The sequence below is a fragment of the Sphingobium sp. SA916 genome (genome assembly GCF_002894065.1).
GTDB lineage: Bacteria > Pseudomonadota > Alphaproteobacteria > Sphingomonadales > Sphingomonadaceae > Sphingobium > Sphingobium fuliginis.
On the sequence record NZ_LXYF01000047.1, the window covers coordinates 1 to 18,191 of the forward strand.

At 64.6% G+C, this 18,191-nt stretch carries 17 protein-coding genes and 1 pseudogene; 4 read left to right on the plus strand and 14 right to left on the minus strand.

Annotated features, from left to right (window positions below; genetic code table 11):
* Nucleotides 1–115: 115 nt before the first annotated feature.
* Complete coding sequence (locus A8G00_RS24815) at nt 116–454, plus strand: hypothetical protein (protein ID WP_146001655.1); 339 nt, start codon at nt 116–118, stop codon at nt 452–454.
* Nucleotides 455–463: 9 nt separating this feature from the next.
* Here the strand turns inward: A8G00_RS24815 and A8G00_RS14835 are convergent, their stop codons facing one another.
* From A8G00_RS14835 to A8G00_RS14870, 7 genes are all read right to left on the minus strand, one after another.
* Nucleotides 464–2,863, minus strand: a complete 2,400-nt coding sequence (locus A8G00_RS14835) for a hypothetical protein (protein WP_103001033.1) — start codon at nt 2,861–2,863, stop codon at nt 464–466.
* Nucleotides 2,864–2,988: 125 nt separating this feature from the next.
* Nucleotides 2,989–3,705 (minus strand): HAD family phosphatase, encoded by a 717-nt coding sequence (locus A8G00_RS14840; protein ID WP_103001034.1) that lies wholly within the window; start codon nt 3,703–3,705, stop codon nt 2,989–2,991.
* A 102-nt stretch (nt 3,706–3,807) separates the two neighbouring features.
* Nucleotides 3,808–4,629: a DUF3618 domain-containing protein gene (locus tag A8G00_RS14845; RefSeq protein ID WP_099186708.1), complete on the minus strand. Its 822-nt coding sequence runs from the start codon at nt 4,627–4,629 to the stop codon at nt 3,808–3,810.
* Complete coding sequence (locus A8G00_RS14850; RefSeq protein ID WP_099186707.1) at nt 4,626–5,072, minus strand: phage holin family protein; 447 nt, start codon at nt 5,070–5,072, stop codon at nt 4,626–4,628. Before A8G00_RS14850 ends, A8G00_RS14845 begins: the two co-directional genes overlap by 4 nt.
* A complete protein-coding gene (locus A8G00_RS14855; RefSeq protein WP_099186706.1) occupies nt 5,069–5,560 on the minus strand; it encodes a hypothetical protein in 492 nt (163 codons plus the stop codon). The genes A8G00_RS14850 and A8G00_RS14855 overlap by 4 nt, the downstream gene beginning before the upstream one ends.
* A 142-nt stretch (nt 5,561–5,702) precedes the next feature.
* Nucleotides 5,703–6,686: a YihY/virulence factor BrkB family protein gene (locus A8G00_RS14860; protein ID WP_099187064.1), complete on the minus strand. Its 984-nt coding sequence runs from the start codon at nt 6,684–6,686 to the stop codon at nt 5,703–5,705.
* A 370-nt stretch (nt 6,687–7,056) separates the two neighbouring features.
* Nucleotides 7,057–7,947 carry an EamA family transporter gene (locus A8G00_RS14870; RefSeq protein WP_044660884.1) on the minus strand — a complete coding sequence of 297 codons (891 nt, stop codon included), beginning with the start codon at nt 7,945–7,947 and terminating at the stop codon, nt 7,057–7,059.
* Between the two features lie 113 nt (nt 7,948–8,060).
* On the opposite strand from A8G00_RS14870, the gene A8G00_RS14875 reads away from it, so the two are divergent.
* Nucleotides 8,061–8,537, plus strand: coding sequence for an Lrp/AsnC family transcriptional regulator (locus tag A8G00_RS14875; RefSeq protein ID WP_044662929.1), 477 nt, complete (start codon nt 8,061–8,063; stop codon nt 8,535–8,537).
* Here the strand turns inward: A8G00_RS14875 and mtnA are convergent.
* The 6 genes from mtnA to A8G00_RS25790 all read right to left on the minus strand — a co-directional run bounded on the left by mtnA (nt 8,524) and on the right by A8G00_RS25790 (nt 13,318).
* On the minus strand, nt 8,524–9,588 hold the full coding sequence (gene mtnA, locus A8G00_RS14880; RefSeq protein WP_099186705.1) for an S-methyl-5-thioribose-1-phosphate isomerase: 1,065 nt from the start codon (nt 9,586–9,588) through the stop codon (nt 8,524–8,526). The two genes, A8G00_RS14875 and mtnA, sit on opposite strands and share 14 nt — an antisense overlap.
* Nucleotides 9,585–10,826 (minus strand): S-methyl-5-thioribose kinase, encoded by a 1,242-nt coding sequence (gene mtnK / locus A8G00_RS14885; protein ID WP_103001036.1) that lies wholly within the window; start codon nt 10,824–10,826, stop codon nt 9,585–9,587. The genes mtnA and mtnK overlap by 4 nt, the downstream gene beginning before the upstream one ends.
* Complete coding sequence (gene mtnC, locus A8G00_RS14890) at nt 10,823–11,506, minus strand: acireductone synthase (protein WP_103001037.1); 684 nt, start codon at nt 11,504–11,506, stop codon at nt 10,823–10,825. Before mtnC ends, mtnK begins: the two co-directional genes overlap by 4 nt.
* Entirely contained in the window at nt 11,503–12,054 is a 552-nt protein-coding gene (locus A8G00_RS14895) for an acireductone dioxygenase (protein ID WP_025546830.1), read from the minus strand. The genes mtnC and A8G00_RS14895 overlap by 4 nt, the downstream gene beginning before the upstream one ends.
* Entirely contained in the window at nt 12,051–12,689 is a 639-nt protein-coding gene (gene mtnB / locus A8G00_RS14900; RefSeq protein WP_099186701.1) for a methylthioribulose 1-phosphate dehydratase, read from the minus strand. The genes A8G00_RS14895 and mtnB overlap by 4 nt, the downstream gene beginning before the upstream one ends.
* Nucleotides 12,690–13,186: 497 nt before the next feature.
* Nucleotides 13,187–13,318 carry a hypothetical protein gene (locus A8G00_RS25790; protein ID WP_280117230.1) on the minus strand — a complete coding sequence of 44 codons (132 nt, stop codon included), beginning with the start codon at nt 13,316–13,318 and terminating at the stop codon, nt 13,187–13,189.
* Nucleotides 13,319–13,343: 25 nt separating this feature from the next.
* Here A8G00_RS25790 and A8G00_RS25795 point away from each other — a divergent pair, with 25 nt between their 5' ends.
* On the plus strand, nt 13,344–13,475 hold the full coding sequence (locus tag A8G00_RS25795) for a hypothetical protein (protein ID WP_280117229.1): 132 nt from the start codon (nt 13,344–13,346) through the stop codon (nt 13,473–13,475).
* A 531-nt stretch (nt 13,476–14,006) separates the two neighbouring features.
* On the plus strand, nt 14,007–16,826 hold the full coding sequence (locus A8G00_RS14915; protein WP_103001039.1) for a TonB-dependent receptor: 2,820 nt from the start codon (nt 14,007–14,009) through the stop codon (nt 16,824–16,826).
* A 4-nt stretch (nt 16,827–16,830) separates the two neighbouring features.
* On the opposite strand, the pseudogene A8G00_RS25665 reads toward A8G00_RS14915, so the two are convergent.
* A pseudogene (locus tag A8G00_RS25665) lies at nt 16,831–18,090 on the minus strand (IS3 family transposase).
* Nucleotides 18,091–18,191: the final 101 nt, after the last annotated feature.

Below are 18,191 nucleotides of genomic sequence, written 5' to 3' on the forward strand. Positions count from 1 at the left end.
CTCTCAAGTTTGATGTCCGATCTCGATCCAGGAGGAATAATCCCAAACCGAAACCGCTCATTCCTAGGAGCCATTCCTGCACAAATCTTACATGGTGTGTAAGGACATTGTGAGGATGGCTATTTTAACCGAGTACCCTGCGCCTAGAAGCCGCAAGAACCCGGAGCCGCCGCCCACATGTCCCTTCATCAATCAACAATGTCAAAGAGCTTCACCGAACATCAGAAGCGGACAACCAGCGATCCTCGAACTTTCATTCGAGGATTTGGCCATCCTTGATATTGGCGACCGTTCGCAGCGAAAACCGGAGGTCATCACCGCGTCGGTGGAGTGGCATCTAGGCGCGTCGAATGAGTCGGTCAACAGGAAAAATAGGATTTTGGAAAATTTCCTGCAAAACCAGAGGAGACGCGGGTTTGGGCTTGCCCGGGCCTCTCACGGACGCAAGCGCTGAACGCGGCTGTCAACCGAGATCGAGTATGACTGCCTGGTCCCTTGCGTCGCGCAGGCGGATGTAGAATTTGCCGTCCCTTGGCGCCGGGACGGACAGGCTGGAGCCGGTGAAGCCCTGCGTGACCATCGTCGGCTTTTCAAAGCCGGGCGCGCCGTCCACGGCCTCGATCAGGAACAGGTCGCGGCCCTTGATCGTGCAATCCTGCGCCTCGCAACTGACGCCATCGATATGCGGCAGGCGGGCGAGCGTCACGAGCGGCTGCCAGTCGCTGGAGCCATCGCCGCGCAACAGGCGGAAGCGCAGCGGACCCGACGCGGGCGCCAGCGCCGCCGGGTCCAGGGTCGCCACCATCACATCCGGGCCGGACAGCCGAAGTCCGCTGGCGCTTCCCAGCCTGACGGATTTCGCCCCATCCGCCGAAGCGACCTCCAGCGCATCGTCCGGTCGGAAAGCCGCCCCCTGTTCCGCCCGGACCGAGAAGACCAGCCTCCCGTCGTCGGGCAGCAGATCCTCCCCGGAAAGCTGGAGGCTGCGGCCCGCGCCCGTACCTTGCGAAACGCTCCTGCTGAGCAGGGCCAGCCGGGGGCGCGCTTCCTCGACAGTGGCGGCCAGATCGACGGAGCGGCCGTCCTTCAACCGTACCCGCGCCGTCGCCCGATCGCCGGCCTTCAGAGCAGCGCCCTCGCCCTTCGCCAAGAGGCTCAACCGGTCCACGGACCCGTCGCGCACCAGTTCACCGGGCGCCAGCACCATCCCGGACAGCTCAACCGCGGCGACCTGATCCAGCCGCTGGCCGGAAAGGACGGCGCTGTTGTCCCCGGCATGCAGGCTGAGCGCGTCCAGCCTGCTGGCCTGGGCATAGGCCTTGAGCGACAGGACGGAAGGCGTGGCGACGCCCTGATATTTGACCTCTATCCTGATGTCGCCGGGCTTGCGGTCGGCCAGTGGAAGGGTCAGGAGCAGGGCGTCCGTCCCCTGCACCTTCCACGGCAGGGACTGGGGCGCGCCGTCCCCCTGCCGCAAGGTCACGCCTTCGACACAGGCAGGCGCTTCGCCGGTCAGGGTCAGGCCATTGTCGCGACCGACCACCAGCGTCGGTTCCTCGCCCGCCACTTTCCACCGCGCGTCGCCGGGCAGTTGCAGCGAGAAGTCCGGTCCCTCGAACCGCTCGAAACCCCAATAGCCGGAAAGATGCCCCTTCACCGTACCCTTGAAGACGGCAGGAAGCGGATCATTGCCCTTGACGACATAGCCGCCCCGGTCCGCCCGCGCCTCCACGGGCAGTTCTATCGTCTCGCCGCTGGCGGCCGTCAGCTTCACCGTCAAGTTGCGCGCATAGGCGGTCGAATAGATGAGCGGCGCGCCCTCGACAGGAAGCACCACGCCGGGACGCGCCGCGCAGATCGGGCCGCTGGCCGCGCTGCGCAGGCGGGGCGGGCTGTCGGCCTCGATCGCGGGCATGCCGACGACCAGCACCGACTTGGGCTTCTGGAACGAGGGCGCCTTGTTGAGCAGCAGCGCGGCAGCATCGTCCCGCCGGACGCTGAGCGTCGGCAGATAGTCGAACTCCGGATTGCTGAACGCGCCGAAAATCTTCGCCAGATCGCGCACCACGCCGATATAGGGGCTGTAGAAGCCATAGCCCGCCTCCCGCGTGGAACTGAGTTGCAGCGCCAGATCGGTGGGCGCGCCGGTCAGAGTCTCTGCAATGGAACTGCTGTGCACGTCAGCCAGCACCAGTTGTTCGCGATTTTCCAGCAGGCAATTGGCCTGAAGCTCGACCACCTTGGACAGGCATTCGTCATTCAGCTTCATCGACAGGCTGCGCGCCAAGGCAGGGGCGACCGAACGCAGATATTCGGGATGGGTGTTTTCCTGCGCCCGGATCGCCGCCATGAAGGCATCCAGCCGCGACCGATCGAGCGAGGCCTGATTGAGTTCCTGCGTCGCGCGGATGAACTCCCCCGGCTTGCCGCGCACCGCATCTTCGATCGTGCCTTCCGCGCCGCCCGTATCCGGCACCAGGAACAGCGTCATCTGCCGCGCGCCCTTCGGCACGGTCAGGCTGAGGCTGTTGTCCTTCGCCTTCTTCTTCCAGGTTTCGGCGGACTTGATCCAATCCTTGGGCGGCGGATTGGTGGCGCCCCGCAGGAAGGTGGAGAGCAGCAGGAATCTTGCGCCCTGGTCCTCCGGCAGGTCGGCCCCGATCGACAGCCTGTCGCCTTCGGCCAGGCTGGGCACCTGCGCAATGGGCAGCACGTCCTTGCCCCGCATGACCGTGATGCGCAGGCCCGGCCCGCCAAGCTCGAACGGTGCGGGATCGGCCGCCCGCACCGATGCGGCCGACAGCGCGATGCCGGCGGCACCGCAAGCCCAGGGCAGGATCTTCCATCGGCTAGGCAGCGGCATAAGGTCCCGGTATCTTCCTGTCAGCGATCCAATTTCCGCTGTCCCACATCGGCTCCCCAATTCCAAGAGCGCGGGCGACGCAACCGGCTTTGCGACGAAGGGTCAGGATCGCGGGACGAGCAGGGTCAGCCCTTCGCTGCGGGCAGGATCATGGCGGCAAGGTCGTGCAGGCTGGGGAGCACCGCCGCGACCAATGCCCGTTCCGCGTCGGTCGGCGGGAGCAGGTCAGGCACCATCACGGTCGCGATGCCGGCCGCCGCCGCCGAACGCACCCCGGCATAGCTGTCCTCCACCGCCACCGCATCGGCAACCGCCACGCCCAGGCGCTTCGCCGCCAGCAGATAGGGTTCGGGATGCGGCTTGGGCCGTTCCACATCGTTGCGCGTCACAACCACGTCGAAATAGTCGAGCAAGCCCGCCTTTTCGAGGCGATGGCAGGCATGGGGCGCCTCGGTCGAAGTCGCGACGGCCAGGGGAATGCCTGCCGCGGCAAGCCCGGCCAAAGCCGGTTCGACGCCCGGCCGCTTCGGAATGGCGGCCTCCAACGCCGCCTCGAACAGCAGGTCGCTGTCGGCGTAGAACTGCTCCAGCGGAAAGTCCGCGCCGAAATGCTCCGCCAGCATCACCCGGTTCGCATCGCGGTGAATGCCGACCATGGCAAGCTGCAACGCCTCGGAAAAAGGCCAGCCCAGCGCGGCAGCCGCCTCCGCCATGGTGCGCCGATGCTCCGCCTCGGTATCGAGCAGCGTGCCGTCCATGTCGAAAATCACCGCCCGCACCGGATCGGGCAGGCGGCGGTTGAGGATGGCGGGTTCAGCGCTGGCGAAGGTCGACACTTTCATCGCGCCAATGTGGAGATCAAGCGGCTGTTTTGCGAGTGCATAAACCGCGCGGCCAGATGCAGATCATGCGCATGTGGCGGCGCGGCCTCACCCCCGTCCCGGTCAGGAGGGTTGCCGGGACGCCGAATGTCCACCCTGCTGGAGCGTCGAATCCGCTTTCTCGACAAGCTCGTCCTTCTTTTCGCGCAGCGTTTCGGCCAAAGCGTCCTTCTGTTCGGCCGCCATGCCGCGCGCCTTCTCGCCCAGCGGACCCAGCCTTTCCTGTTCCGTCCGGCTGAGCGGCAGCACCGATCCCAGCGCCGCGCCGACCGCAGCGGCAATCAGGCCGCCGACGAAGGGATTGTCGTCATAAAGGCTGCGGGCCCTTTCGGTGGCCTGCGTGGCCGCATGTCCGGCGGCGTCGCGCGCCTGCCCCGAACCCTGCGCCCAGGCATGGCGCTTTTCCCGGAATTTGTCGGTCAGGTCGTCGAGCCGCTGGCGGAAGCTGCTCTCATCCTCGTCGTGCCGGCGTTCGAGCATCAGATAGTTGGCGCGTGCCGCGTCGCGGCGGCGCTGATAGGCGATCGCATCTTCCCCATCGCGAATCTCAATGCCGGACATATGGGCCACATAATCGCGATGGTGCGGATCGACATGGCGGTTGCCCGTGCCGGAGCCGAAGCTGGGGAATGGGGAGTCCTTGTCGCTGATCAGCCAGATCGTGCCGGCGGCGATCAGCCCAAGCGCAATGGGGTTGCGCCGCGCGCCGTCCAGCAGCGTCCGGGCGTCGACATGATGTTCATCCGCCTTGTCCAGCAGGGCGTTGAACAGGTTGCGCGGCGTCAACCGGTCTCCGATCCTGTCGATCGTGCGGCTCATATCCTCCTGCGTGCGGCGGATGTCGCGCGCTATGGCGTCGGGATCTCGGTCAAGCGTGTCGGTCATGGTCTGTGCTCCGGATTGAGGTCGCCGCGCAGGGCGGAGGGTGTGCGTTCCAGCACGTGCTGCGTGCGTTCGGGCGCGAGTTCGGCGGCGCGAAGCTTGGCCAGCGCCCCGCGATAGAGGATGAAGGCGACGATCAGGGCGACGATGCCGACGATCAGCGTAGCAAAGCCCAGATGGTCGATGGCGTCGGCCAGCAGATAGGCAAGGCCCATCAGCAATACGCCAAGCCCGGCGATGCCGACCACGGCCGCGACCGCGACCGAGCCGACGGCCAGTTTCACGCTGGTGGCGGATTCCCGCACTTCGGCCTTCAACAAAGCGATCTGCTGTTCGGCCAGATGCGTCCCCTGCCCCATCAGCGCGCGGAGGAGCGAGGCTATGTCCTCGTCCCTGCCGCCGCCGGCTCCGGCGACGCTGGCGCGGTCCGGTTGCGGGTCGCTCATATCACCCCTCCCGTTCCGGAAGGCGGCACGGGCGTCGTGACGGTCGTATAGGGCTGCGGCTGGGGCGCCGGCGGTGCCATGGCGGCACCTGCGGCGCTGCCGTCCGCCTCCGCCCGGAAGATGCGGCTGGCGGCAAATCCCGCCGCCGCGCAGGCGGTCAGGAAGGTCACGGGATTGTCGCGGGCCAGGTGGCGGATGCTGCCCGCCAGTTCCCGGGAGTCCTTCTGCTCGATGGTTTCGGCAAGGCGCCGCATCTGCTGCGCGCCCTGTTCCAGCGTTGATCTGATCCAGGACGGCATCGCGCCCTCGCCCAGTTCGCCCGCTGCCCGGTCGAGCGCGGCGGAGACCGATTTGGCCTGATCGACCAGCGGGCTCTTGCGCGCGTCCACCTCTTCATGGAGGCGGTCGGTCGCGGCACTGGTCAGGTTTTCGGCATCGTTGCGCAGTTCGCTGCGCAAGTCGTTCCGATCATCGGATGGCGTCTGCATAAGTTCATCTCCTGGGCTGTACGGGATGAACAGTATGAAACCGGCGCGGTTCCGTGCCTTTTCCCTGATTTGCGGTGAATCGATATTTGGATGGACCGTCAAAAGATCATGAATATCGATGATCCTGCAACGAAGATTTGGACTAACCCAATTTGGTAACTTGGGTTGGTCCATCTTCGCCCGCCCGCGTTCCCTGCGCGACATGATCCGCCGCCCAGGCGTTCCTCTGCCCCAGCGGGCGTTCGTCGCCTTCGGTCGTGTCGCGCGCCGTCTGGTGCTCCAGTTCCGAATTGAGTTCCGCGCCGAAGATCAGGATGTAGCTGGACAGATAAAGCCAGGTCAGCAAAATGATGACGGTCGCCAGCGATCCATAGGTGGCCCCGTAATTGCCGAAATTCGCCACATATATTCCAAAGCCGAGCGTCAGCAGCACCCATGCCGCCGCGAAGAACAGGGAACCGGGGGTCAGCCACATCCAGCGAGCGCGGTCGCGCGACGGACCGAAGCGGTAGAGCGTCGCCGCCGCTCCCGCCGCCGCCAGCGCGAGGAGGAGGTAGGACATGAGCCTGGACAGCATGGCAAGGACCGGCGAGGACGGCAGCCAGGCCTCGACATAGGCAAGGACGGTCATGGACAGCAGGGCGAATACGGCCATCGCGACGGCCCCGGCCGTGATGAGAAGCGCCAGCAGGTTCACCTTTACCAGGCCTCGCTTCTCCTCCTCTTCATAGGCGATGTTGAGCGCCGTCACGATCGCCGCCGCGCCATTGCGCGCGCTGAACAGCGCCAGCGCCAGCGCCACCAGCACGCCCAGCCCCTTCTTCCCGCCGGAGGTCTGGACGACATACATCAATTGTTCGCCGATGAAGCGGGCGATGTCCGTGGGCATGACCCGCGTCATCGCCGCCATGTTTTGCGTCACCGTCTGCGGATCGGCAACCAGCCCATAGGTCAGCACGATGGCGCCGAGCAGGGGCAGCAACGCCAGGAAGGCATAGAATGACACGCCCGCAGCGACCAGCCCGACATTGTCCGCCGCGCTTTCCTTCCATGTGCGCATGAGCACGTCCTTCCACGCGCCTGCGGGCATCCGCCAGGGCGAGGTCGCGTCCCGTCCCCTGCTCATGATCCGGTTCCTGCCGATCCGGTCGCGGGCATGGCGGCGGCTTTGCTGATGATGTGCATGGATGTGGAATGGACCGCACCCGGCATTGGTTCCCTGTTCGGCCCGCCATCCCGCTGGGCCGGCAGACTGCGGATCGCAACGGGATGCGGCAGCGACCTCCATCCGCGCGCCGCGATCGCCATCGCCTGCAAGGCTTCGCCATCGTCGAGGCTGCCAACGATCTCCGCATGCGTCTGGCCGGGCAGAGGCTCACTGTGCCCGATGGCGGTGCGCCGCCGCTACAGGATCCGCTTGCCGCCGGTGACGGCAATCGTCGCCCGGCCCTTGCGCCACATAGGTCAGCCGCCCTTCCGGTTGCGCCGCCGGGCGATCAGGGCTGCTCCATCGCCTCGCCCGCCCGGGCGGTGACCGCCGTGCCGATGGACGCGCAGATGATGAGGCCGATCGCGAACCATTGGGACAGCGTCAGCACCTCGCCCAGCAGGATCAGCGCCATGACCGCGCCGACGGCCGGCTCCGCGCTCATCAGGATGCCGAATGTGTTGGACGGCAATCTGGGCAGGGCGACCATCTCCAGGGAATAGGGGATGGCGCTGGACACGATGCCCACCGCCACGCCAAGCAGCAGCGCCTGCGGCGTCAGCAGCGCGGCACCGGCATGGACCAATCCCACCGGCGCGATGAGCAGGGTGGCGACGATCATGCCGCCGGCGGACGCGGCCGCTCCGTGCATGCGGCCTGCATGCCGGCCGATCAGGATATAGCCCGCCCAGCACGCGCCGGCGAGGAGCGCCAGCGCAATGCCGCGCCAGTCGAGCTGGGACGCCGCGCCCCAGAGCGGCAGCAGGCTGGCCAGGCCCAGCACCGCAAGGCCGATCCAGAGAAAATCGAGCTTCCGCCGGGAGGTGAGCAGGGCGACCGTCAGGGGGCCGGTGAACTCTATCGCAATCGCCAGCCCCAGGGGAATATAGGCCAGCGCATTGTAGAAGGAGAGGTTCATGACGCCCAGCACCACGCCATAGGCCAGCAGCGGCCGCCAGCCCGCCCGCCAGTCCAGCCGCCACGGCCGGAACACCAGCGACAGGATCACGGCGCCGACGATGAGGCGCAGCGTCGTCGCTCCCTCCGGCCCGACGAGCGGGAACAGCCGCTTGGCCAGCGACGCGCCGGAAGTGACCGACAAAAGGGAGAGGGAGAGCGCTCCGAAGGCGACAGGATCCACGCGCGTGGAAAGGGGGCGGGGCGCGGCAACGCTGGACATGCAACACTCGAATATGGATGGACGGACGCGGCATAGCTAGCGCAACGCATGCGATAAGTGCGTTCGATTTTGTCGCTTTTCCGATAAAATTTATCGCCTATCCTTTGAGGGCGATGAAAAACGATCTCCTCGATTCCTTCGACCGGAAACTGGTCGAACTGTTGCAGGCCGATGCGCAGCGACCGGTCTCCGCCCTCGCCGAAACCGTCGGCCTGTCGCCGCCCGCCTGCTACCGCCGCATTCGGCGCCTGCGCGCGATCGGAGTGATCGAGCGCGAGATCGCCATCGTCAGGCCGAGGAATCTGGGCTGGCCCCTCTCCATGATCGTCCTCGTCTCGCTGGAACGCGAAAGCGCGCACACGATGAACGAGATGATGGAGATATTCCGCGACGAGCCCGAGATATTGGAGGCCTGGAACGTCACCGGGGATCATGACTTCGCGCTGCGCATCGTGGCGCGCGACATGGAGGGCTATGACGATCTGGCGCAGCGCCTGTTCGCCGCCAACGACCGCATCCGCACGTTCAAGACGCTGGTCGTCATTCGCGAGGTCAAGCCGCTCAGCCCGGTACCGGTCAACGGAGCGTGAGAAGGCCCGCCGCGTCCCTGATCAAGCCCTTTTCCGTGACATAGCCTGTGACCAGGCCGGCTGGCGTGATGTCGAAAGCCGGGTTGAAGGCGGGCGATGCGGTGATGCCGACGCGGGTCTGCGCGCCATGATCATCGGGACCGGGGATGAAGCGTATCTCGTCGGAGGCACGCTGCTCGATCGGCACGGCCGCGCCGTCCGGCGTCGCGGGATCGAAACTGCTGGAAGGAAGCGCGACGTGGAAGGCTATGCCATGCGCCTGCGCCGCCAGCGCCTTCAAATAGGTGCCGATCTTGTTGCAGACATCGCCATTGGCGGTCACCCGGTCGGTGCCGACGATGACCATGTCCACCCTGCCCTGCTGCATCAGCAAGCCGCCGGCATTGTCGACCACGACGCTGTGCGGGACGCCGTGGCCCGCCAGTTCGAAAGCGGTCAGCGCGCCCTGGTTCCGGGGTCGCGTCTCATCCACCCAGACATGGACGGGCAGGCCCTCGTCATGCGCGAGATAGATGGGCGCGGTCGCCGTGCCCCAGTCCACCGTCGCCAGCCAGCCGGCATTGCAATGGGTGAGGATATTGACCGGTTCCCCGTCCTTGCGCGCGGCGATTTCCCGGATGAGGGGCAGGCCGGCTTCGCCTATCGCCCGGTTCGCCGCGACATCCTCGTCGCAGAGGCGGGCGGCCTGTGCATAGGCCAGCGCCGCCCGTTCGTCGGCCGGGCGTTCCGCGACGGCGGCCCGCACCCTCTCCAGCGCCCAGCGCAGGTTGACCGCCGTCGGGCGCGCCGAGGCGAGATGGGCGAAGCTGCGCTCCAGCGACGCGGTGCTCGGGTCTTCGCGCAAGGCCAGCGCCAGCCCATAGGCGGCGACGGCGCCGATCAGCGGCGCGCCCCGCGTGGCCATGTCGGCTATGGCGTCGAACGCCTGTCCGGGCGTTTTCAGGACCAGCCGCTCCAACGCCCAGGGCAGGCGCCGCTGGTCGAAGATGCCGACGCTCCATCCATCCGGCTCCAGCCATATGGAGCGTGTGGCCCTGCCCTCCAGCCTCATGCGGGCGCCCTGTCCAGCCGGATTGCATGCGACACGGCGGCGATGCCGGGAAAGGCGGCGCGATCGACCAGCAGCCTGCGCGCGATCTGGAGCGCCCGGCGCTCGCAATCGGCGCGCAAGGCTTCATCCGCGATGCTTTCGAAATCAGCGACATGGGCAAGTCCAAGGATGCGCCGGATCATCTCGCAACCGGCAAAGCCCAGAGCGTCGGTCCAGATGCCGGCGAGCACATCCTCCATCGCCGCCGCGCGCAGATCGGCATCGCCCTTGGCAAGCGCATGCAGCGCGCCATGGTCCGCCTGGGGATCGAGGGCGTTCCCATGCCCGGTGAAGCGCTTTGCAAAGCCCTTCCACAATGTTTCGGACTGGTCCAGCAGCCAGGGGTCGGGCCGCTCCGCCGGACGTTGGCCGGGCTGGGCGAGATAGGCCATCCAGAGATTGGCGAGCACCATGCCGACATCGAAGCCGATCGGCCCGTAAAAGACGAATTCGGGATCGATCACCTGCGTATCGTCCGCCGTCACCATCACCGATCCGGTGTGGAGATCGCCATGCAGCAACGCCTCCGGCGCGGCGAGGAAACGCGCCTTCATCCGCTGCGCGGCAAGGCGGAGGGGCACGTCCGTCCGGAAGGCGGCGACGATGTCCTCCAGCCCCCGGGTATGACGGTTCATGGGCGCGTCGAAATAGGGTTCGTCGAAGATCAGGTCCTCTGTGATCCGGCACATGGCCGTATTGCCCAGATAGGCGGCGATGCGCGCCTTCTTGTCCACCACCGGCACGGCGAGGTCGGAGGTGAAGAACAGCGTATCGGCCAGGAATTCGGCCAGATGACTGGCAAGCAGCGGGTAGCGTTCCCCTTCGACTAGCGCGCCGCGCAAGGTGCGGTGGGGTTTGAGCAACGCCATCACCGTGAGCGCCATGGCATCGTCATGATGCAGCAGCGCGGGGACGCGCGCAGGCGCATGGGCGGCCTGATCGGCCAGGGCGAGACGCTCATAATAGGCGCGCGACAGCGGCAGCGGCCAGCTTTCGCCCACCATGCGCACATAGGGCAGCGCCTGCTTGGCGGCGACGCCCCCCGACGGCCCGGTCACCAGGAAGACGAGATTGAGATTGCCGTCCCCGACCTCCGCCACCGTCCAATCGCCTGGCCTGCCGCCCAGACGCTCGGCAATGGGGGCTATATCGGCCAGAAAGGGGCCGACGCTGCGTTCGTCCAGGGCGGTGTAGCTCATCGGCGATCCTCCTGCCATCCGATGGCGTCGAAGCTGTCGGCTATGGGAAAGCGGCTGTCGGCCGGTGCCCCGTCGCGCGCCAGCAGCGTCACGGCAAGGCCCGCCTCCGTCGCCGCCGCCAGTTCCTCCGGCGTGTCGGAGAGGAACAATATCTCGGCGGGCGGGCGGTCCAGCGCTTCGGCAATGGCGCGATAGGAGCGCGCTTCCCGCTTGCCGCCGACCGCCGTGTCGAAATAGCCCGCGAACAGCGGCGTCAGGTCGCCATGATCGCTATGCCCGAAGAGCAGCTTCTGCGCCGCCACGGACCCCGACGAATAGACATGCAGGGCAATGCCCGCGTCATGCCAGCGGCGCAGCCCTTCGGCCGCGTCGGGATAGACATGGCCGGTGAAATGCCCCTGCGCATAGCCGTCCGCCCAGATCATGCCCTGCAATTGCTTGAGCGGCCCGATCTTGCGGTCGGCATCATGCCATTGGCGCAGAAGGGCGATGCAGGCCTGCCGGTCCAGGTCCGTGCCCGCTTCCGCGCGCACGGCATCGAATATCGCCGCCGCCGCGTCCGGACGATCGGTGAGGAAGCGCTCAAGCCGCGCATCGGAATAGCGGAAAAGCACGTCATGGACGAAGGCGATGCTGGACGTGGTGCCCTCTATGTCGGTGACGATTGCGCCCGGCCTCATGCCGCCCCCTGATAGAGGGGGACGGCGCGGGCGATCTCATCGCCCGTGAACCGCGCGACCCAGCCTTCCGGCGTCGTGAACAGGCGGATGGCCGTGAAACGCGGCCGCTCCCCGGTGTCGAACCAGTGCGGCGTCCCTGCGGGCAGGACGATCAGGTCCCCCGCCGTGCATTCCAGCGCATGGACCGTGCCGCCGAAGCGAATGTAGAACAGGCCCGCTCCTTCGACGAAGAAGCGGACTTCATCATCGTCATGCACATGTTCCGCCAGGAATTTGGCACGCATGGCTTCGCGGTCAGGATGGTCCGGGGTCATCTTGACGATGTCGCAGGACCGGTAGCCGCCCCGCGCCTTCAGCCGCTCTATGTCCTCCGCATAGGCGGCCATGATCTCGGCATCCGCCGCGTCGGGCGAGAGCGTCGCGCCCGCCTCCCACCGCTCAAGCCGCACGCCCGTCGGCTCCAGAATGGCGGCGATCGCGCCGTGATCGTCCAACCGGCCCCGCGCTCCATGCGGCGGGCTGTCGTCATATTGGATCAGCCTGGTCATCGGCCCCCTCCCCTCAGCTTCATCTCTTCCCAGGCGCAGGCCAGCAGGAATTCGCACCCCTCCACCATCGCCTCGGCCGCGTCCAGCGTCGGCCCCCAGGCGTAAAGCCCGTGGCCGCGAATGTAGAAAGCCGGCACCAGCCGCTCCTGCGCCAGCAATATCGGCCGCAGCAGGGCGGCGAGCGCGGGCATGTCCTGGCTGTTGTCCACCAGTGGCAGGGTAACGCTCGCCTCATGGGTCGCGACGCCCGGAAAAATCTTGAGCAACTCATATCCGGCCAGCTCGATCCCGTCCCGGCCGGCCAGCGCGCGGCTGAGGACCGTGCCAGCGACGGAGTGGGTGTGGAGCACCGCCCCGGCGGCGGGATCGACGGCATATATCAGGCAGTGCAGCAACGTCTCGGCAGAGGACCGGCCCGCGTCGATGGCCGTGCCGTCCACCGCCACGCGCATGAACTGCGCTGCATCGAGGCGCCCCTTATGCGCCCCCGACCGGGTGATGAGGATCGTCCCGTCGGCCAGCCGGGCGGAATAATTGCCGGCGGTCGCGGGCGCCAGGCTGCGGGCATCCAGGCGGCGACCGACCTTGGCAAGCGCATCCGCTGGGTCAGGTAAATCAGGCACGGTGGCGGGCATATCCAGCTCTGGAGAAAAGCGCGGTTCGGCGCGGCGCCGGTCATCCCTGTCGGACGTCCCGGCTGGACAAGGGCGTTCGGTGATCCTTCGATGACAAAGAACCATAGGGACCTTAGCGGGCGGAACGGAGGGCCGCAATCGGTCCTTTCACGGCCCGGAGCGCGCACAGCGCGAAACGATCGGCGGCCGCGCGGCCATTCTCCCGTTCCGCCGGGCTCCGGCGACCGTGAAAACAGGCTTGTTCAACGCTTTATGAAATTATCTTGAGTGTCCTGCCGCCTCCAGCGTCTAAGGAGAATGGGCGGAGGCCAGCTTCTACAGGGATACGGAATGGAATATCGCACATTGGGACGCACCGGGATCGAGGTCAGCCTGATTTGCCTCGGCACCATGACAAACAAGGCAGTGACAAAGGCCCACACGTGACGCTTCACCTCGGGCTACGAACCTCAATGCGCCACAGGCGCAGCCACCTGAACGTTCCATGATTGCTGTTGTCATGCGCGAACAACACGCAGCCACGGGGAAAGACCCAGGCCGATCGAGTTGAAGACGACCTTGCGTCCATCGACGGCGGAGAAGAGCGAGAGTTCCCCGTCCGCTGTCGGGCAGATAAAATCATGCGCCATATGTCGTATCAGGGTCGCTTGCCGAATGACCGCTTCCAGCGCGCTAACCATTTTCCAGTTGAACAATCCTGAGCAAGTGGTGACTGTTGCAACACACAAAATCCACAAAAAACTGCGGATATCTGCTATTGGGGCGCAGCGTTTAGCTGCGGCCTGACCGATTTAGGTGAGAATCGGGATAACGGCTCCATGCACAGTGTTAAGAAAGCAGCCGTCAGTCGCCGCTAAACCTCGATCAAATAACTCGCCTCATCGAAATCCACCATTAGGAGCTGCGACAGAAGCTGTCCACAAATAACAAAGCCATCAAAATAGTCTTTTAGATAAAGATATTCATGGTGTGTCTAACCTGAAAGCAATATGCCGGATCAGTCTCTATACTTCAAGCCACTACGGCCACCGTATCCTTGACGCCGATGCTTCAGCGAGCGCATGCGAGAGCGGGACTCTTTTACGCTCCAGAAGGGTTGCTACAATCTGCAGCTTTTCGATCAACTCTTCATGACGATCATGAGCAAACGGGCGGCCTGTTCAATCGTAGAAAAGACGCGACGAACAGTTTGTTGCCAAGTAGCAACATATTACAAAAAACCGACATAGGTTGTGCGCCGCAACAGAAGTGCGATTGCCAGCCGGCAGCAGAGCAGCAACACTCCACTCCAGGGAACGACGATCAAGGGGTAAAATCATGCGATTGAAAAATACCTTGTACTGCGGCGTCATGCTTTCGGTTCTTGGAGCGACTGCGCCGGCATTAGCGCAGTCCGCTGTTCCGCAGGCCGATGACGGCAACGCCATTATCGTCACCGGATCGCGCATTCGCCGGGATCCCACCGAACAAGACAAACCTATCGTCACGGTGGATCAGGAATCCATCGCGCGGACCGGCCTGACCTCGATCGCCGACGTGCTGCAACGTATCCCAAGCGCCGCAGGCGGCCTCAATACCAAGACCAACAATGCGGGGAATATCGGTGGGCCGCCCGACGGCACCGGCGTGAGTTCGGGTTCAGCCGAAATTGACCTGCGCTATCTGGGGGCCAAGCGGACACTCGTGCTGGTCGACGGTATGCGCTACGTCAACGGATCGGCGGCTGGCGGCATTCCGGCCTCGGTTGATCTCAACACCATTCCGCAAAGCATGATTGAGCGGGTGGAAGTGCTGCAGTCGGGTGCTTCCCCGCTCTATGGCTCGGACGCGGTTGCGGGCGTGGTGAACATCATCACCCGCCAGTCGCAAAAGGGCCTCGACATGTCGGCCCAGTTCGGCACCTATCGTCAGGGCGACGGACACACCTACGACATCAACGCCAGCTACGGCATCCAGTCCGATCGCGTCTCGATCGTCTTTGGCGGCAATTATGTGAAGCAGGAAGGCGTCAGCACCGCCGACCGCTCGATCTCGCAATGGCCCGCCGCCGGCGGTAGCAGTTGCGCGGATGGCGGTTGTTCCAGCGCCACGCCCAACGGCCGCTACGACGTGCTGGGACAAAGCCTGACGTTGAGCAATCCGATCATAGGCCGCGCGCCGGTGCTGAGCGACTATCGCCCCTATGTGTCCGCAACGGACTCTTTCAACTTCGCGCCTTATAATTATCTGCTGACGCCCTCGAAGCGTTATGGCGCCTTTCTGAACGGCAAGTTTGAATTTTCCGACGCTGTCAGCCTGCGGACAAGGCTGGTCTATCAGCACCGCGAGTCGACCACGCAAGCAGCGTTCCTTCCGCTGTTCATCGGGCCCGATGCGGGTAACGGCAACCTGCTGGACACGATCTCGGTCGATGCCAGCAACCCCTATAATCCGTTTGGCGTCACGCTCTCGGCCGATCCGGGATCGGCTAACTATTCGACGATCCGTCGCCGCTTCGTGGAGGGCGGACCGCGCATCTTCAGCCAGGAAGTCGATACGCTCACAATGGCGGCCACGCTGGAAGGCACGTTCGATGTCGGCGACCATAAATGGTATTGGGACGTCAATGGCAGCTATGGCACCAATAATGCGCACCAAGTCTTCACCGGCAACCTCAACGCCGCCAGGCTCGCCCAGGCACTGGGGCCAGTCGGCGCCTGTACCGGCGCTTGCGTACCGTTCAATATCTTCGGCGGCGCCGGGTCGATAACTCAGGCAATGCTCGATTATGTGACCTTCGACGAGCGCGACCGCAGCGAACAGGAATTGTGGGACGTCACTGCCAACCTGTCGGGCGACCTGTTCGACCTGCCTGGTGGCGCGGTGGGCTTCGCTGTCGGCTATGAGCATCGCGATCAGCAGGCATCCTATACTCCCGACCCGATCATCACAGCGGGCCTGGGGGCGGACGTGCCGACCAGCCCTGCACGCGGCGGCTTCGATGTCGATGAATTCTATGGCGAACTGCGCATCCCCATCCTGTCCGACACGCCCTTTTTCCAGAAGTTGGAACTGGACGGCGCGGTGCGCCATTCCAACTATTCCAGCTTCGGCAGCAACACCACCTACACGGTTTCGGGCCTGTGGAAGCCGACCCGCGACCTGCTCCTGCGCGGCGGTTATGCCGAAAGCCTTCGCGCGCCCAGCATTGGTGAACTCTATGCCGGCCGTTCGCGCACTGACGCGACGATCAACGATCCCTGCACGAATGTGCCGGGCAGCCCATGGCAGACCAACGCGACCGTCCGGGCGAATTGCATTGCCAATGGCGTCCCTGCCGGCGGCAGCTATGCCGAACCGCAGGGCGGTCAGTTGGGCGTTTTCTCGCAGGGCTTTACGGGTCTGAAGCCGGAAACATCCAAGACTTGGACCGCAGGCGGCGTCTATAGCCCGGCCTGGGCACGCGACAGCTTCGCCAGCGCGTTCAGCATCGAGGTCAATTACTACACGATCAAGCTGAAGAATGCGATCGACTCGGTGCCCGCCACGCTCACGCTCCAGCGTTGCGCGTTCGAGGCCGATCCGATCAGCTGTGCCGCGATCACCCGTACCGGCAGCGGTGCGGTCGCGGGCATCGACGGCGTGCTCCAGAACCTCAACGCGATTGAAACCGACGGGATCGACGGCACTCTGAACTACCGCTCGAAGATGATCGGCAACGGCTCCATCGGTCTCAACATCAACGCCGCTTATTTGCTGAAGTACAACATCAAGCCCCCAGCGGATCTGGGCGCGCCGACGATCAAGTGCGCCGGTACGGAGCGGTGCGGGGCGAGCGATCAGGCCTATCCGCATTTCAAGGCGAACGCCACGCTGGACTACTCGACCGAAAGCTATGGATTGTCCTTCACTGGCCGCTATCTCAGCAAGGTCACTGAAAGCGACGGCCATGTCATGAAGGCGACCTTCTACGGGGACATCCAGGCCTATTTCTCGCCTGACTGGCTGGATCATCGCACCCGCCTGACAATCGGCGTCAACAATGTGTTCGATAAGGATCCGCCGCTTTGCGGAACATGCGACGGCGCGAATTTCGACACGACCAGCTACGACGTGCCGGGGCAGTTCGGCTATCTGCGCTTGTCCTACAAGATGTAACAATTCAAACGCTTGAAAACGAACGGGCGCGTCCGCCGGGCGCGCCCTCAGGCGCGATCAACCTACCATAGGTGTTCAATCCCGGCATCTGGTGGATCGGGTTGATTATGATTCGATCGGGCTGTGAAGTCCAGATTTTGGCGATATATTCGTAGGGTGTGAGGCCGCTGAGGGTCTTGAGCCAGCGACCGAAATGTAAGCAGCGATGAAATCGGCAAGGTGTGCGCGTAGCTGCTCGTGGCTGTCGTAGTGGAAGCGTTTGACGGTCGCGTCCTTGATGGTGCGGTTCATCCGCTCGACCTGGGTTAGTCCATGGATGGTTCGGCTTGGTGAGGCGATGCTCGATACCGTTCGCCTCGCAGATCATGTCAAAGCGCATTTGACGCGGGCAGGCGGTGTTCCGGTTGCAGGGCTGCTCAGCGAACTGGATGCCGTTATCGGATCTGATATGCTCGGGCGGCCCATGCTCGATGAACAGATCGCCCAGCACGTCAATCACGTCGTTCGACCGGAAGCGCCGCAGCGGCACCAACGCCGGGCATTCCCGGCTGAACTCGTCGATAATGTTAAGCATCCGGAACTTACGACCGTTGTGCATCTGATCCTCGACGAAGTCGTAGGACCACACATGCCCGCGATACTCCGGGCGCAGCCGGATGCACGATCCGTCGCCGAGCCAGAGCCGCCGCCGTTTCGGTTGCCGCTTCGGCGCTTTAAGACCCTCCCGCCGCCAGAGACGCTCGACCACCGACAGGCTGACCTGCAGCTCGCTTGGCCCAGCAAGGCATGGATGCGGCGATAGCCATACCGGCCATAGTCCTTGGCCAGCGCGATGATGTCGGCTGTCAGCCGCCGCTCGTCAGCATCATCCTTCGGTGGATGGCGCTGTGTCGAACGATGCTGGCCCAGAACACGGCAGGTCCGTCGCTCCGATACCGGCAACGCGCGACGGACCTGCTCGATCGCCTCACGGCGACGGAGGGACTCAAAAAATCAGCTTCGACGCCTCTTGCAGGATCGCCTTGTCGAGCGCGAGGTCGGCCACCAGCTTCTTCAGCCGCGCATTCTCGCGCTCCAGATCCTTCATTCGCCGCGCCTGGTCGACCTTCATCCCGCCATATTCCTTGCGCCATCGATATAGCGTCTGTTCCGCGATCCCGATCTGGCGACAAGCCTCCACCGCTGTGCCGCCTCGCCCCACAATTACCTCTACTTCACGCAGCTTCGCTATGATCTGCTCCGGCGTAAACCTCTGACGTCCCATACATTTCTCCAATTCTCATGCCCGAAACGGGCTCTCTCCAGAATTGGACCAGTTTTTCCAAGACAGACCAGTCGAATGCGAGAAATTAACACCTCCACTTT